The following is a 16,213-nucleotide window of genomic DNA, read 5'->3' as shown; positions in this document are numbered from 1 at the left end:
TCGTTCGTACGGGCGGACCCCGTCGCGGCTCGCGGCCGCCACGGGGCGGCCGGATCAGTTCTTGTCTTTGTCCAGCGAGCCGCGGGTCAGCACGTCGCGGATGTCGCGGTTCAGGTGCACGGGCTTGTGTGCGTGATAGCGCAGCTGGTCCGGTGATTCGGACATGCCCGGGGTGGCCGTGACCTTGTCGAACTGCGGCCAGGAGCCCTCTTCCTCGGGTCCGGCCGGGGTGATCTTGACCTTCAGGTCGTACCACGCGGCCTGGCCGGTGACCGGGTCGGAGTTGGTGATGCTGTCCACCGGATCGCCCTTCTTCGGCAGCAGCTCGCTGATGAGGTGATTCATCAGGAAGCCCTTCTGCGACTCGTTGGCGTCGTCCTTCAGCCCCCAGGCGCCCTTCTGCTTGCCAATGGCGTTCCAGGTCCAGACGGTATTGGGTTCGCAGCCCTCGATCAGCTTGACCTGCACGCGGATCTTGCCGTTGTGCGACTCGAGCCACACCCAGGACAGATCCTCGATACCCATGGACTCGGCCTTCTGGCGGTTCATGTACAGGTAGTTCTGGGCACAGATCTGGCGCAGCCAGGCGTTCTGCGAATCCCAGGAGTGGTACATGAACATCGGGCGCTGGTTGATCGCGTAGAACGGGTACTCGTCCTCGTCGATGCGGGTCTGCTCCAGCGGCTTGTGCCAGATCGGCAGCGGATCGAAAAACTGCGTCAGACGATCCTTGTGCTCCTGTTTGGTCGGCTGCGGGCCGTCATACAGGCCCTGGCCGGCCAGCTTGAAGCGCTGCTGGGTCTCGGAGTAGAGCTCGATGGTGATCGGGTCGGTCTTGCCCACCCAGCCGGCATGCTTGGCCAGCTCGAGGTAGTCCTGGTTGGCGTAGCGGTAGAACTGCTGGTTCGGCGCGAGGTGATACATGAAGAACCCCTGGTTCTCGATGTACGCCTCCCACTGCTTCGGGTTCGGTTCGCCGCGCAGATGGCTCTGGCCATCCTTGCCGCGATAACCCGACAGGAAGCCGATGCCCGGCTCCTTCTCGTAGTTGATGATGAAGTCCTTGTAGTCCTCGAACTTGCGGCTGCCGTCGTCCCTGGTGAACGCCGGGAACTTCAGACGGCTGGCCAGCTCGACCATCACCTCCTGCCACGGGCGCACGTCACGATCCGGCTCCAGGATCGGATGGCGGATGGAATCCGCCGCCGCGGCGGGTTCGGAGATCGGACGGTCGAGCATGGAGATGGTGTCGTAACGCTCCAGATAGGTGGTATCCGGCAACACCAGGTCGGCAAAGCTGACCATCTCGGAGTTGAACGCGTCCGAGACCACGAGATACGGGATCTTGTACTCGCCGTTGTCGTCCTTGGCCCGCAGCATGTCCATCACTTCGGCGGTGTTCATCGTGGAATTCCACGACATGTTCGCCATGAAGAAGATCAGCGTGTCGATCGGGTAGGGATCGCCGTTGACCGCATTCGTCACCACCATGTGCATCAGGCCATGGTTGGAGATCGGCGCATCCCAGGAGAAGGCCTTGTCGATGCGCAGCGGGTTGCCGTCGCCGTCGATCACCAGGTCTTCCGGCGCGGTCGGGAACCCGAGCGGCGGGCTCTTCAGCGGGGTGTTCGGCGCGCATTCCTTCGCCGGCTTGATGCCCGGCGGGACGTGCTTGGGATACGGCGGCTTGGAAAGGTGACCGCCGGGGCAGTCCACCGAGCCCAGCATGATCTGCAGGAAGTGGATCGCGCGGCAGGTCTGGAAGCCGTTGGAGTGCGCCGAGATGCCACGCATCGCGTGCATGGACACGGGGCGCCCGATGACCTTGTCGTGCTTGCGACCCCAGGAGTCGGTCCACTCGATGTCGAGCTCGATGGATTCCTTGAACGCGACGTGGGCCATTTCCAGCGCCAGGCGCTCGGTCTGCTCGGCCGGCACGCCGGTGATCTCGGCGGTGTTCTCCGGGGAGTACTCGTCGCTCAGGTAGCGCTCGGCCAGCAGGGTCATCACGGTCTTGACCGGGCGGCCGTCGGGCGCGGTGTACTCGCCGAACAGGGCCGGCTTGATGTCCACCTGGCTGCCGTCGACGAAGTCTTCCTTCTCCAGCTCCCAGACCAGCGGGTTGCCGTTGTCATCACGCAGGATCAGGCCGTCGCCCTGCTGCCCCGGGGTCTGCACCACCAGCTGGGTGGCGTTGGTGTAGCGCACCAGGAAGTCCCAGTCGAACTGGCTGTTCTTCAGCAGCACGTGCAGCATCGACAGCGCGAACAGACCGTCGGTGCCGGGCTTGAGGCCCACCCATTCGTCGGCGATCGCCTGATAGCCGGTACGCACCGGGTTGATGGCGACGAACTTGCCGCCATTGCGCTTGAGCTTCTCCAGCCCGATCTTGATCGGGTTGGAGGCATGGTCCTCGGCCACGCCCCACAGCACGTGGTACTTCGTGCGGTCCCAGTCGGGATCGCCGAATTCCCAGAAGGCGAAGCCGGTGGTGTACAGGCCGCCGGCGGCCATGTTCACCGAGCAGAAGCCACCGTGGGCCGCCCAGTTGTAGGTGCCGAACTGGGTCGCCCACAGGCCGGTCAGGGCCTGCATCTGGTCACGCCCGGTAAAGAACGCCAGCTTGCGCGGATCGGTCTCGCGGATCTTCTGCAGGCGCTCGGACAGGGTGTCCAGGGCCTCATCCCAGGAGATCGGTTCGAACTCGCCGGCCCCGCGCTCGGTGCCCGGCTTGCGGCGCATCGGCTGGTGCAGGCGCGCCGGCGACTGCTGTTTCATGATCCCGGCATTGCCCTTGGCGCAGAGCACGCCCTTGTTGATCGGGTGATGCCGGTTCCCCTGGATGTAGCGGACCTTGTTGTCCTCCACGGTGACCTTGATGCCACAGCGGCAGGCACACATGTAGCAGGTGCTGTACTTGATCTCCTGCTTGCCGTGATTCTCGAATTCGGGCAGGGCACTCATGGGCGCGACCTCGTTACGTCGGTTCAGTTGTCCACGGATCATTGTGGACGCCGGCTACCGCGTTGGCCAACGAGAAGTACTTATCCGCAAATAAAGGAGAGTAATCAGTAAAAGAATTTATTTATTCTTGCGCCGGGACTGTGCATTTTCGGCGCTGGCCACGGCATGGTCTACGATATTCCCTAACAAACATAACGCCTCGCCCGAGGCCGGGGGCTTCTATGAATGATCGCGGACTGACAGACCCCTTTGGGCGGAAGATCGAATACGTGCGCGTATCGGTCACCGACCGCTGCGACCTGCGCTGCTTCTACTGCATGCCGGAAGGCTTTCGCGACTTCGAGGTGCCCGAGCACTGGCTGACCTTCGACGAGGTCGAGCGGGTGATGGCGGCATTCGGCCGCCTCGGCACCCGGCGGGTGCGCCTGACCGGCGGCGAGCCGCTGGTACGCCACGGCCTCCCGGAGCTGGCCGCGCGCCTGAACGCCCTGCCGGGGATCGACGACCTCTCGCTGTCCACCAACGCGGTGCGCCTCGCGAAGCATGCCGACGCGCTGGCCGCGGGCGGGGTGGAACGCATCAACGTGAGCCTGGACACCCTGCGCCCGGAGGTCTTCAAGCGCGTCACCGGCGGCAAGCTGGAGAAGGTGCTCGACGGATTGATGGCGGCGAAACGCGCCGGATTCGACCCGATCAAGATCAACATGGTGGTGATGGGCGGCATCAACGATAACGAGGTCGGCGACATGGTCGACTTCTGTATCGAGCACGGCTTTACGCTGCGCTTCATCGAGACCATGCCGATGGGCGACACCGGGCGCGAGGCGAACGAAGGCCACTACGTGAACCTGCAGGAGGTGCGCCGCGACCTGGAGCAGCGCTTCGACCTGATCCCCGGGGTGATGCCCGGCGGCGGGCCGGCGCGCTATGCGCAGGTTGCGGGCACCGACATTCGCATCGGCTTCATCACCCCGATCTCGCAGCACTTCTGTGACACCTGCAACCGCGTACGGCTGTCAGTGGACGGCACCATCCACACCTGCCTGGGCAATGAGCACAGCCTGGCGCTGCGTCCGCGACTGCGCGACGGCTGCAGCGATGCCGAACTGGAAGAGGCCATCCTCGAGGCGATCGCCCTCAAGCCCGAGCGCCACGAGTTCAACGAGCGTCCGGAAAAGATCATGCGCTTCATGTCCATGACCGGCGGCTGAGGCCGATGCGACCGGGGCCGCGTCAGGCCACCCAGATCGTCTTGGCGTTCACGAACTCGCGGATCCCCAGATCCGCCAGTTCGCGGCCGTAGCCGGAATCCTTCACCCCGCCGAACGGCAGCCGCGGATCGCTCTTCACCACCGCGTTGACGAACGCGCAGCCGCATTCCAGCTGGCGCGCCAGCGCCTCGCCACGGGCGCTGTCGGCGGTCCACACCGACCCGCCCAGACCGAAGCGCGAACGATTGGCCAGCTCCACCGCCGCCGCGGCATCCGCGGCCCGCGTGATCGCGGCCACCGGCCCGAAGGTCTCCTCGTCGAAGGCCGCCATCCCCGGCTCCACGTGATCCAGCACGGTGGGGGCATAGAAGAAACCTTCGCCCTCCAGCGGATGGCCGCCGGTGCGACACACCGCTCCCGCGGCGACACTGCGCTGCACCTGGTCGTGCAGTTCGTCGCGCAGATCGCCGCGCGCCAGCGGGCCCAGATCCGTCCCGTCTTCCATCGGATCGCCCGCCTGCAGGGCAGCCACCGCCTGGCTCAGGCGTTCGGCAAAGGCCTCGGCGACCGAATCTTCGACGATGAAGCGCTTCGCCGCGATGCAGGTCTCGCCGTTGTTCTGGAACCGCCCGCGCAGGGCCTCGCGCACCACGGTGTCCAGGTCCGCGTCATGCAGCACGATGAAGGCGTCCGAACCGCCCAGCTCCAGCACCGAGGCCTTCAGGGCCTTGCCCGCGGCCGCACCCACCGCGCGCCCGGCGCGCTCCGAACCTGTCAGGCTCACGCCCTGCACCCGCGGATCGGCAATCAGCCCCTCGACCGCATCGGAGCCCACCGGCAGGTTGCGGAAGACCCCATCGGGGAACCCCGCCGCGCGGAACACCTCCTCCAGTGCCTGCGCACAGCCCGGCACATTGGAGGCGTGCTTGAGCAGCACGGTGTTGCCGGCCAGGGTCGCCGGAATGGCCTGGCGGAAGGCCTGCCAGAAAGGAAAATTCCACGGCATGACCAGCAGCACCGTGCCCAGCGGCTGCCAGGCCACATACGAGCGGGCCGCCTCGGTAGCCACCGGCACATCCAGCAGGAAGCCCGGTCCATGCTCGGCGTAGTATTCGCAGGCCACCGCGCATTTCTCCACTTCGGCGCGGGCCTCGACCCGCCGCTTGCCCATCTCGCGGGTCGCGGTCGCCGCCAGCTCCTCCCGGCGCCCGCGCAGCACGCCGGCCAGTTCGCGCAACAGGACCGCGCGCTCGTGGACCGGCTTCAGGGCCCAGGCGGCACGGGCTTCCACCGCCCCCTGCAGCGCACCCTCGACGCCGGCTGTGTCCATGCGCGGGTAGTTCGCCAGTACCTTGCCGGTGGCGGGATTGACGGCGGTCAGGTCACTCATGTTCGGGCCTCATCTGTCAGTACTCGCCGGGCCAGCATAGCCCCGCTGGATTGATCACGCGCCCGCAGCCGAGTATAAGACGCACGCATCCGCTATCGTTATCAAGATACTCTCCAGGGGCCTTCGCAATCATGTCGACTCTCTCGATTCGCAACGTCTGCCTGCTCGGCGGAACGGGCTTCGTCGGACACCACATCGTCGCACGCCTGATCGACCGCGGGCTGAACGTGCGCGTAGTAACGCGACACCCGCACCGTCACCGCGAGCTTATGGTCAATCCGGAGGTGGACCTGATCGCCGGCGACGTCCACGACCCCGAGGACCTCGACCGCGTGCTGCGCGACCAGGACGCCGTGATCAATCTGGTCGGCATCCTCAACGAGCGCGGCCACGACGGTTCCGGCTTCCGCCGCGCCCACGTCGAGCTGACGGAAAAGGCCCTGGCCGCCGCCGAGCGCCAGGGCGTCCGCCGCTTCCTGCAGATGAGCGCGCTGAAGGCCGACATGCCCGATCCGCCCAGCCATTACCTGCGGACCAAGGCCGAGGCGGAGCAGGCGGTGTTCGCGACCACGGCCTTCCCGGTGACGGTGTTCCGCCCGTCGGTGATCTTCGGCCCGGAAGACAGCTTCCTCAACCGCTTCGCCAGCCTGCTGCGCTTCTCTCCCGTGATGCCGCTGGCGCGTGCCGAAGCGCGCTTCGCCCCGGTGTTCGTGGGCGACGTGGCCGACCACTTCGCCGATGCCCTGAAGAACCCCGAGACCTTCGGTCAGGGCTTCGAGCTTTGCGGCCCGCAGGAATACAGCCTGGGCGAGCTGGTGCGCTACGTCGGCCGGGTCTCCGGTCGCCGGCGTCCGGTCATTGCCCTACCGGACTGGGCGAGTCGGGTGCAGGCCGGGATCCTGGAATACGTGCCGGGCAAGCCGCTCTCGCGGGACAACCTCGCCTCGCTGTCGATCGACAGCGTGTGCGCCGGGCAGACCCTGCCCTGCCCCACCCGGCTGGAGAGCATCGCCCCCACCTATCTGGGCAAGGGCGGCCGCGAGGCCCGCATGCAGAAGCTGCGTACCAGCTACAAGCGCGACTGAGGCGCCCGCCTCGGGGATGCACATCTATCTGGTCGGCGGCGCGGTCCGCGACCGGCTCCTGGGGCGCCCGGTCAGCGAGCGCGATTACGTGGTCGTCGGCGCCACGCCCGAGGCCATGGAGGCGGCCGGCTACCGCGCCGTGGGCCGCGACTTCCCGGTGTTTCTCCATCCGCGCACGCAGGAGGAATATGCCCTCGCCCGCACCGAGCGCAAGACCGCGCGGGGCTACCACGGCTTCCAGTTCAACGCGGCCCCCGATGTCCCGCTGGAACAGGACCTGGAACGGCGCGACCTCACCATCAATGCCATGGCCGAGGACGATGGCGGCGAGCTGATCGACCCGTTCGGCGGCCGCGATGACCTGGAAAACCGCATCCTGCGGCACGTCTCCCCGGCCTTCGCCGAAGACCCGGTACGCCTGCTGCGTCTGGCACGCTTCGCCGCCCAGCTGGCCCCCTGGGGGTTCGAGATCGCCGACGAGACCCGCGCCCTGCTGCGCGATCTGGTCGACTCGGGGGAGGTGGACGCCCTGGTACCGGAACGAGTCTGGGCGGAATTCGAGAAGGCCCTGGCCAGCCCGGCGCCGCGCCGGTTCATCGACGTGCTGCGCGAATGCGGGGCCCTGGCGGTGCTGCTGCCCGAACTCGAACGCCTGTTCGGCGTCCCGCAGCGGGCGAAATACCACCCCGAGATCGACACCGGCGTGCATACCCTGATGGTGCTGGAGCAGGCCACCCGCCTGAGCGAGGCGCCCGAGGTACGCTTCGCCGCGCTGACCCATGACCTCGGCAAGGGCGACACCCCGGCGGACATCCTGCCCGCACATCACGGGCACGAGGAACGCGGGGTCACCCATATCAAGGCGCTCGCCGAACGCCTGCGCATCCCCCGGCGCTACCGCGACCTCGGGATTCGCGTGGCCCGCTACCACGGACTGGCCCACCGGCTTTTCGACCTGCGCCCGAAGACCGTGATGAAACTGATCGAGGGACTGGACGCCCTGCGCCGCCCGGAGAACGTGGAGCCCTTCCTGCTCGCGGTGGAGGCCGACTACCGCGGCCGCAGCGGCTGGGAAGACCGCCCCTACCCCCAGGCCGACGGCCTGCGCCGCGCGGTCGAGGCGGCCGCGGCCGTCAGCCCGCAACCCCTGATCGAGGCCGGATACCAGGGCCCGCAGCTGGGCGAGGCCCTGCGCCGCGAGCGCATCCGCGCAATCGCCGAAGCCCTGGAAGGACACTGAACCGGGCCCCACTTGCCTGCAACGCGCGGCGGCCGTACTCTTCACGGTTCGTTGCCGCACAGAGGATCCCGCAATGGATTTCGCCAAGGCCCGGATGAACATGGTGGAACAGCAGGTACGTCCCTGGGACGTGCTGGACATGCGCGTGCTGGGGGTGATGGAGACGCTGCCGCGCGAGCGCTTCATGCCCGAGCCCTACCAGTCCCTGGCCTATGCCGACACCGAGATCCCCCTGGGCCACGGCGAGGAGACCCTGCCGCCGCGCGTGATCGGGCGCATGCTGCAGGCCGTCGCGCCGCAGCCGACCGACACCGTGCTGGAGATCGGCACCGGCTCCGGCTACGCCACCGCCTGTCTGGCGAGCCTCGCCGCGCATGTCGACAGCGTGGAGCGCCACGACGACCTGCGCCTGGCCGCGCGCAACCGCCTGCACGATCTGGGTCTTACCCATGCCGCCCCGCGCACCGGCACGGTGGCCCCGGGCTGGCGCCCGCCGCGCGAACGCTATGACGTCATCGCCGTCAACGGCGCGATGACCGAGTACGACGACTTCCTCGAGGAATTCCTCGCGCTGGGCGGCCGCCTGTTTGTGGTCACCGGCAAACCGCCGATCATGGAGGCGCGCCTGGTGACGCGCACCACCGAGGACCACACCCGGCACGAGTACCTGTTCGAGACGCGCGTCCCGCCGCTGGCCGGTTTCGAGCCGCGCCCGGCCTTCGCATTCTAGGGCGCCGGAACCCGCCTGCCCTGCGCCCGCCCGCCACAGGCGGCGGGCTTTGCTAGTATCAAGAACCTAGCCTGCCCGGATTGGATTGCCATGAAACGACTGCACCCCCTGCTCGCCGCCGCCGGTCTCGTCCTGTTCACGGCCGCCCCTGCACAGGGCGCAAGCCTGATGGAGGTCTACGAACGCGCGGCCCAGGAAGACGCCGAACTGCAGATCGCCAAGGCGGAATACCGCAGCGTTCTGCAGAACCGGCCGATGGCGCGCTCGGCCCTGCTCCCGCAGCTGACCGGCGAGATCGAGGGCGGAGCCTTCTACAACAACCCCGACGGGCGCGACAGCATCGACGGGCGCCAGAGCAGTTTCGCCCTGCGTCTGGAGCAGAGCGTCTTCGACCGGCGCAACTTCATCGAGCTGAGCCAGGCCGACCTGGAGATCGCCCGGGCCGAGGCCGAACTCGACGGCGCCCGCCAGGACCTGATGCTGCGGGTCTCCGAGGCCTACTTCAACGTGCTCGTCGCGCAGGAATCGCTGGAGTTCAGCATCGCCGAGCTGGCGGCGATCGAGCGCCAGCTGGAACAGACCGAGCGCCGCTTTGACGTCGGCCTGATCGCCTCCACCGACGTGAAGGAAGCACAGGCCCAGCGGGATCTGGCCGAGGCCGAGCGCATCGCGGCGGAGAACGAGCTGGACGTCGCCAATGAACAGCTGGCGGTGATCACCAACCAGTACTGGGGCGAACTGAACACCCTCGCCGACGATGCCGAGCTGAGCATCCCCGAGCCGCGCGACGCCGACGCCTGGGTGGAACGGGCGATGGAGAACAATCTCGAGCTGGCGGCCCAGCGGCTGGCCACCGAGACCGCGCGCGAACAGATCCAGCGCCAGCGGGCCGAGGGACAGCCGCGCGTGGGCCTCAGCGCCTCGGTCTCGGAGAACCGCTACTACGGGATCGACGACCCCGGCGATGAGGCGGATTTCAGCCAGGTGCAGGACCCGGCGGCCCGGCAGGCGCTGGAAGGCCTGGCCGGCGCCGGCGGCAACCAGTTCGAGGACGGCACCGAGGCGCAGATCGGGATCCGCCTGGAGATCCCGCTGTACACCGGCGGCCGGGTCACAGCGATGACCCGCCAGGCGCGCGAGGACTTCCAGGCGGCCCAGCAGGGCCAGACGCAGGTCGAGCGCTTTACCACTCAGGACACCCGCAATGCCTACCTCAGCACCGTCGCGGCCGACTCGCGCGTGCGCGCGCTCAACCGTGCGCTGGAGTCCACCCAGGCGGCATTCGAGGCGGCCGAGGCCGGCTTCGAGGTTGGCACCCGTACCCAGGTGGACGTGCTGCTGGCCCTGCGCGAGGTGTTCGGTGCCGAGCGTGACTTCGCCCAGGCGCGCTACGACTTCCTGACCAATACCCTGCGCCTGGAACGGGCGGCAGGGCAGCTGGCCGTGGAAGACCTCGAGAACATCGACCAGCTGCTGGACTGATCATGACCGGGGAGGCCCGGGACCATGGTCGCGCGCGTTGCGCACGTGACCGCGACACCCTGTTGCTGGTCGACCTGCAGGAGCGGCTGATGGCCGCGATGCCGGAGGCTGACCGCGAGCGCACGGTGCGCAACACCGCGCGCATGGTCGAGGCGGCCCGCCAGCTGGGCATTGCGGTGGAGGTCTCGCGCCAGTATCCACGAGGACTGGGCGATACCGTGGAGCCACTGCGCTCCGCACTGGCCGAAGCGGGCAGCGTCGCAACCGTCACCGACAAGACCGCCTTTTCCTGCTGCGGCGAGGCAACCCTGCAGACGCGCCTGAGCGAGCACCCGAGCGTGGTCATCGGCGGCGCCGAGACCCATGTGTGCGTCACCCAGACCGCCCTGGATCTGCTGGATGCGGGGGTGACGGTGTTCGTAGTCGCCGACGCGGTCTGCTCGCGCAACCCCGAGCTGCGGGTCAACGGTCTGGAGCGCCTGCGCGCGGCCGGGGCGGTCATCACCAATCACGAATCGGTGCTGTTCGAATGGCTGGGCGATGCCCGCGCCGCGGAGTTCAAGTCGGTCAGCCAGCTGCTGCGCGAGGTCTGAGATGCGCGTTGTCGGCAACATCCTGCTGGGGATCTGGCTCGTACTGTACGGCCTGCGCGGCCTGCTCGGGCTGCAGTTCCAGTACGATCACTACGTCATGAGCGCCCTGGCGCTGGCTGCCGGTGTGCTCTTCATCCTGCGTCGCTAGAGGGACCCCGATCGCATGCGCCTGACCCCGGACGAGTACCGCGAACTGGACGGCCGCCGCATCACCCTGCTGGGGATGTCCGGTGTCGGCAAGACGCGGCTGGCCAACATACTGCGCCACGAGGAATGGTTCCATTACTCCGGCGACTACCGCATCGGTACGCGCTACCTGAACGAGCCGATCCTGGACAACATCAAGTCCCAGGCGATGCAGGTGCCGTTCCTGCGCGAGCTTCTGCGTTCGGATTCCATCCAGATCATCAATAACATCACATTCAACAACCTGCACCCGGTCTCCAGCTTCCTGGGCAAGCTGGGGAATCCGGAACAGGGCGGGCTGCCACTGACCGAGTTCAAGCGCCGTCAGGCCCTCCACCACGAGGCCGAGGTGCAGGCGATGCTGGATGTCCCGGACTTCATCCAGAAGGCGCGCACCCTGTTCGGCTACCCGCATTTCGTCAACGACGCGGGGGGGTCGGTGTGCGAGCTGGACACCCCGGGCGTACTGGAGACTCTGGCCGAACACACGATCATCCTGTATATCCAGGCCACCGACGAGGACGAGCGCGAACTGATCGAACGCGCCGAGGCGAACCCCAAGCCGCTGTATTACCGCGAGGCCTTCCTCGACCAGCAGCTGGCCGAATACATGCGCATCGAAGGTCTGGACTACGTCGCCCAGATCGACCCTGACGCCTTTGTGCGCTGGGTGTTCTCGCGCCTGTTCCGCGCGCGCCTGCCGCGCTACGAGCAGATCGCCGAGACCTGGGGGTACACCGTCAGCACCACCGAGGTGGCCCGGGTGCGGAACGCCGCCGACTTCGACGAGCTGGTCTGCATGGCCCTGGAACGCGAGAGGCGACTGTAATGCCCCTGGTTGCACACTCCGATCTCCCTACCTTCGAACGCCTGCGCAGCGAGGGCGAGTCGGTCCTGCCGAACGACTTCGCCCGTCAGCAGGAGATCCGCGCGCTGCACATCGGGCTGTTGAACATGATGCCGGATGCCGCGCTGGCGGCCACCGAACGCCAGTTCTTCCGCCTGATCGGCGAGAGCAACCAGATCGCGCAGTTCTACATCCACCCGTTCACGCTGCCGCAGCTCAAGCGCGGCCGGAAGGGGCGCGAGCACGTCGAGAACTACTACGAGGACTTCGACAAGCTCAAGGAAGAGGGCCTGGACGCACTGATCATCACCGGGGCCAACGTGACCCAGCCGGACCTGGCCCTGGAACCGTTCTGGGAGCCGCTGGCCGAGGTGGTGGACTGGGCCTGGGAGAACGTGACCTCCACGCTGTGCTCCTGCCTCGCGACCCATGCGGTGCTGCAGTCGCATTACGACGAACACCGCCAGCACATGGGCGAGAAGCTGTGGGGCGTGTTCCCGCACCGGGTGGTGGACCGCGGGCACCCGCTGGTTACCGGAGTGAACACCCGTTTCGACGTGCCGCACTCGCGCTACAACAAGGTCACCCGCGAGCAGTTCGAACGCCACGGGCTGCGCGTCCTGGTGGAGAGCGAGGAGGCCGGCATCCACCTGGGGGCCTCGCCGGACGGTTTCCGCATGGTCTTCTTCCAGGGCCATCCGGAGTACGACTCGATCAGCCTGCTCAAGGAATACAAGCGCGAAGTGGTGCGCTACATCGAGGGCGACCGCAAGGCCTATCCGCCGCTGCCGGAGAACTACCTGATGCCGCAGGCCGCGGCGATCCTCGATGAACATCGCGAGCACGTGGAGGCGGCGCTGGAGCACTGCACCGAAATCCCGCCGCTGCCCGAAGCGCTGCTGCTGGACCGCCTGGACAACACCTGGCACGACACCGCGCTGGCGGTCATCAACAACTGGCTGGGCAACGTGTACCAGCTGACCAACCTCGACCGTCGCAAGCCCTTCCGCGACAGCGTCGACCCCGACGACCCGCTGGCCGGGCGGCGGTAGAACTTCACACCGGGCCCGGTCCCCGGTCATCGCGAGGCGCCGAAGGTGCCGTGGCCACCTCCGGACACCGGCGAGGCGTCTAGGTCGGGTGCCCGCGGAAGAAAGATTGCCAGACCGCCTTCGGCGCCTCGCGATGACGGGCGACACAACGGAAGAACTGCATGACCGAGACCGATCGCGACAAACGCCGGCGCCCCCTCGTCAGCCTGTACGAGACCATCGCCGGTGACGAGGACGCCCGTGCCTGCAAGGACATCCCCGAGGGGGCCTGCAACGCGCAGCCGCGCAACTTCCTCGTCCACCTGGTCGCCAATACCCTGTCCAAGATCGGCGACGAGCTGGCCTCCGCGCGCCTGGTCCTGGCCTGGCTGCTGGGCACCCTGGGGGCCCCGGCCGCGTTCACCGGTTTCCTGGTGCCCATCCGGGAATCGGGCTCGCTGCTGCCACAGCTGTTCGTGGCCGCCTCGATCCGCCGCCACGCCATCCGCAAGGGGTTCTGGGTGCTGGGCAGCGCGCTGTCCGGGTTCGCGGTCGCGGGCATGGCGATCGCCGCCCTGACCCTGGAGGGGGCCGCCGCGGGCTGGGCCATCATCGGCCTGCTGATCGTGTTCGCCCTGTCGCGCGGTATCAACTCGGTGGCTTCCAAGGACGTGCTCGGCAAGACCATTGCCAAACACTGCCGCGGCACGGTGATGGGCTACGCGGCCTCGGCCGCCGGCTTCTTTACCCTCGCCCTGGGCGGGTACCTGACGCTGGCGAGCCTGGACGATGCCGGTGTCGGCCTGTTCGTGGCCCTGCTGGCGGCCTCGGCCGGCGCGTGGTGGATCGCGGCGGCGGTATTCGCCCGCCTGCACGAGGACCCGGGTGCGACCGAAGGGGGCGTCAACGGATTCGGCGAGGCCCTGCGCTCGCTGCGCCTTTTGTGGACCGACCGCGCCTTCGGCCACTTCGTGCTGACCCGCGCACTGCTGATGAGCACCGCGCTGGCGCTGCCGTTCTACGTGCTGCTGGCCGAGGATGCGACCGAGGGGGCGCTGGCGACCCTGGGCCTGCTGATCCTCGCCAGCGGGCTCGCGTCCGCGCTCAGCGCGCCGGTGTGGGGGCGGATGTCCGACCGTTCCTCGCGCGGGGTGCTGGTGCTGTCCGGCGGGCTGGCCACGCTGCTGGGCTTCGTGGTCGCCCTGGGCAGCTGGTTCGCCCCGGCCGCCTCCGGCCTGCTGGACATGGGCTGGGTGCATGCGGTGCTGTTCTTCCTGCTGGGCATCAGCCACGCCGGCGTGCGTCTCGGGCGCAAGACCTACCTGGTGGACATGGCCACACAGGAGACCCGCGCGGCCTTCACCGCGGTCAGCAACACGGTGATCGGCGTGCTGCTGCTGGTCGGGGGCCTGTTCGGCCTGGTGGCCCAGATCGTCGGCACCGAATTCGCCATCTTCGTGCTGGCGCTGATGAGTCTGGCCGGGGCCGTGAGCGCCTGGCGCATGAAGGAGGTCTGAACATGGCCCTGATCACCCTGCGCGACATCCACCTGGCCTATGGCATGGCCTCGCTGCTGGACGGCGCCGGCCTGAGCCTGGAGCCCGGCGAGCGGGTGGCGATCGCCGGACGCAACGGCGAGGGCAAGTCGACCCTGCTGCGCATCCTCGCCGGCGAGGTGGAGCCGGATGCCGGCGACATCACCCGCCGCGACGGGCTGACCGTCGCATGGCTGACCCAGGAGCTGCCGCCGGGCATCGAGGGCAGCGTGTTCGACGTGGTCGCCGAAGGCCTGGGCGAGTCCGGGCGGCTGCTGGAACGCTTCCACCACCTGAGCCAGGCGGCGGCCGGTGGCGACCCCGAGGCGCTGGAAAAGATGGGGCCGGTGCAGGCGCAGCTGGACGCGATCGATGGCTGGAGTCTGCAGAACCGGGTGGAAACCACCCTGTCGCGGCTGGAGCTGGACCCCGAGGCGGAATTCGCCGCGCTGTCCGGCGGCCTGCGACGCCGGGTGTGGCTGGCCCGCGAACTGGTGCGCGATCCCGACATCCTGCTGCTGGACGAGCCCACCAACCACCTCGACGTGGCCGCGATCCGCTGGCTCGAGGCCTTTCTGACCGGCAGCCGCATGACCGTGGTGTTCATCAGCCACGACCGCCAGTTCATGGAGAACGTGGCCACCCGCATCCTCGAACTGGACCGTGGCCAGCTGCACGAACACCCGCCGTCCATCGCCGCGTTCCGCGAGCGTCAGGCCGAGCGGCTGGAGGTCGAAGCCCGCCAGCAGGCGGAATTTGACCGCAAGCTGGCGCAGGAGGAGGCCTGGATCCGCCAGGGCATCAAGGCCCGGCGCACGCGCAACGAGGGCCGCGTGCGCGCATTGCAGAAGCTGCGCGAGAAACGCGCCGAACGCCGCGAACGCGCGGGGCAGGTGCGCATGCAGCTGAGCCCGGAACAGCGCTCCGGCAAGCGGGTGATCGAGGCCGAAAACGCCAGTTTCGGCCACGCCGGCAAGCCGGTGCTGCGCGACGTGAACCTGCTGCTGCAGCGCGGCGACACCCTGGGCGTGATCGGCCCCAACGGCGCCGGCAAGACCACCCTGCTGCGCGGCCTGCTGGGCGATCTGCCGCCGCTGGCCGGCAGCGTCAAGCTGGGCACCCAGCTGACCATCGCCTATTTCGACCAGACCCGCGCCCACCTGGACGAACAGACCACGGTGCAGGATGCCGTGGGTGAGGGCCGCGAGCAGGTAACGGTCAACGGCGAGACGCGGCACGTGCTGAGCTATCTGGGCGATTTCCTGTTCCCGCCGGCGCGCGCCCGCCAGCCGGTATCCGCGCTGTCCGGCGGCGAACGCAACCGCCTGTTGCTGGCGAAACTGTTCCTGCGTCCGGCCAACCTGCTGGTGCTCGACGAACCCACCAACGACCTCGACGTGGAGACCCTGGAGCTGCTGGAGTCGCTGCTGATTGAATACAAGGGCAGCGCCATCGTGGTCACCCACGACCGCGCGTTTCTCGACAACGTGGCCACCAGCACCCTGGTGGTCCCCGGCGATGGCAGCATCGAGGAGTTCGTCGGCGGCTGGTCGGATCTGCCCGAGCGCGTGACCCGGCGCCTGATCGAGGGTGACCCGGCGCCGGATACCGGGGCCGCCGCGCGCCCCGTGGCCCCGGCGCCCGAGCCCTCCACACCGTCGCCGACCTCGGGCCACACGGAACGTCCGCGCAAGCTCTCGTACAAGGATGCGCGCGAACTGGAGGCCCTGCCGGGCCGCATCGAGGCGCTGGAGACGGAGCAGGACACGATCAATCAGGCCCTCTGCGACCCCGAAACCCAGCGCGACGGCGAGCGCGTACGCGAACTGCAGCAGCGTCTGACCGAGGTGGAACAGGAACTCGAAGAAGCCTACCAGCGCTGGGAAGAACTGGAATCCTGAGTGGGCAAGCCGCGTCTC

General features: G+C 68.0%; 13 protein-coding genes. 11 read left to right on the top strand and 2 right to left on the bottom strand.

The genetic code is table 11. From position 1 onward, the window contains the following. Nucleotides 1–54: 54 nt before the first annotated feature. Nucleotides 55–2,964, bottom strand: a complete 2,910-nt coding sequence (locus tag D571_RS0112180) for a molybdopterin oxidoreductase family protein (RefSeq protein WP_018936971.1) — start codon at nucleotides 2,962–2,964, stop codon at nucleotides 55–57. A 221-nt stretch (nucleotides 2,965–3,185) separates the two neighbouring features. Between D571_RS0112180 and moaA the strand changes: the two genes are divergently transcribed. Beyond that, the gene (gene moaA, locus D571_RS0112175; protein ID WP_018936970.1) at nucleotides 3,186–4,175 is read left to right on the top strand and encodes a GTP 3',8-cyclase MoaA; all 990 of its coding nucleotides are present in this window, start codon (nucleotides 3,186–3,188) and stop codon (nucleotides 4,173–4,175) included. 22 nt (nucleotides 4,176–4,197) lie between these two features. Here the strand turns inward: moaA and D571_RS0112170 are convergent, their stop codons facing one another. Next, on the bottom strand, nucleotides 4,198–5,565 hold the full coding sequence (locus D571_RS0112170; RefSeq protein WP_018936969.1) for an NAD-dependent succinate-semialdehyde dehydrogenase: 1,368 nt from the start codon (nucleotides 5,563–5,565) through the stop codon (nucleotides 4,198–4,200). 131 nt (nucleotides 5,566–5,696) lie between these two features. Here D571_RS0112170 and D571_RS0112165 point away from each other — a divergent pair, with 131 nt between their 5' ends. The 10 genes from D571_RS0112165 (at nucleotide 5,697) to D571_RS0112120 (ending at nucleotide 16,195) form a co-directional block, all read left to right on the top strand. Continuing rightward, nucleotides 5,697–6,650 (top strand): complex I NDUFA9 subunit family protein, encoded by a 954-nt coding sequence (locus D571_RS0112165; RefSeq protein ID WP_018936968.1) that lies wholly within the window; start codon nucleotides 5,697–5,699, stop codon nucleotides 6,648–6,650. Nucleotides 6,651–6,666: 16 nt separating this feature from the next. After that, the gene (locus D571_RS0112160) at nucleotides 6,667–7,890 is read left to right on the top strand and encodes a multifunctional CCA addition/repair protein (RefSeq protein ID WP_018936967.1); all 1,224 of its coding nucleotides are present in this window, start codon (nucleotides 6,667–6,669) and stop codon (nucleotides 7,888–7,890) included. 73 nt (nucleotides 7,891–7,963) lie between these two features. Continuing rightward, nucleotides 7,964–8,620, top strand: coding sequence for a protein-L-isoaspartate O-methyltransferase (locus D571_RS0112155; protein ID WP_018936966.1), 657 nt, complete (start codon nucleotides 7,964–7,966; stop codon nucleotides 8,618–8,620). Between the two features lie 90 nt (nucleotides 8,621–8,710). Beyond that, nucleotides 8,711–10,102: a TolC family outer membrane protein gene (locus D571_RS0112150; RefSeq protein WP_018936965.1), complete on the top strand. Its 1,392-nt coding sequence runs from the start codon at nucleotides 8,711–8,713 to the stop codon at nucleotides 10,100–10,102. 2 nt (nucleotides 10,103–10,104) lie between these two features. Next, the gene (locus D571_RS0112145; protein ID WP_018936964.1) at nucleotides 10,105–10,695 is read left to right on the top strand and encodes an isochorismatase family protein; all 591 of its coding nucleotides are present in this window, start codon (nucleotides 10,105–10,107) and stop codon (nucleotides 10,693–10,695) included. A gap of 1 nt (nucleotide 10,696) precedes the next feature. Next, nucleotides 10,697–10,843 carry a hypothetical protein gene (locus tag D571_RS14485; protein WP_018936963.1) on the top strand — a complete coding sequence of 49 codons (147 nt, stop codon included), beginning with the start codon at nucleotides 10,697–10,699 and terminating at the stop codon, nucleotides 10,841–10,843. A gap of 15 nt (nucleotides 10,844–10,858) precedes the next feature. Next, nucleotides 10,859–11,710: a hypothetical protein gene (locus D571_RS0112135; protein ID WP_018936962.1), complete on the top strand. Its 852-nt coding sequence runs from the start codon at nucleotides 10,859–10,861 to the stop codon at nucleotides 11,708–11,710. Then, complete coding sequence (locus tag D571_RS0112130; RefSeq protein ID WP_018936961.1) at nucleotides 11,710–12,780, top strand: homoserine O-succinyltransferase; 1,071 nt, start codon at nucleotides 11,710–11,712, stop codon at nucleotides 12,778–12,780. The genes D571_RS0112135 and D571_RS0112130 overlap by 1 nt, the downstream gene beginning before the upstream one ends. 161 nt (nucleotides 12,781–12,941) lie before the next feature. Next, nucleotides 12,942–14,276 (top strand): MFS transporter, encoded by a 1,335-nt coding sequence (locus tag D571_RS0112125; protein ID WP_018936960.1) that lies wholly within the window; start codon nucleotides 12,942–12,944, stop codon nucleotides 14,274–14,276. Nucleotides 14,277–14,278: 2 nt separating this feature from the next. After that, nucleotides 14,279–16,195 carry an ATP-binding cassette domain-containing protein gene (locus D571_RS0112120; RefSeq protein ID WP_018936959.1) on the top strand — a complete coding sequence of 639 codons (1,917 nt, stop codon included), beginning with the start codon at nucleotides 14,279–14,281 and terminating at the stop codon, nucleotides 16,193–16,195. The last annotated feature ends 18 nt before the right edge of the window (nucleotides 16,196–16,213 follow it).

It is taken from the genome of Thioalkalivibrio sp. ALJ24, from assembly GCF_000377785.1.
Classification (GTDB): domain Bacteria; phylum Pseudomonadota; class Gammaproteobacteria; order Ectothiorhodospirales; family Ectothiorhodospiraceae; genus Thioalkalivibrio.
Note: the sequence above shows the minus strand (reverse complement) of the source record. Positions and strands in the feature narration are given on the sequence as shown.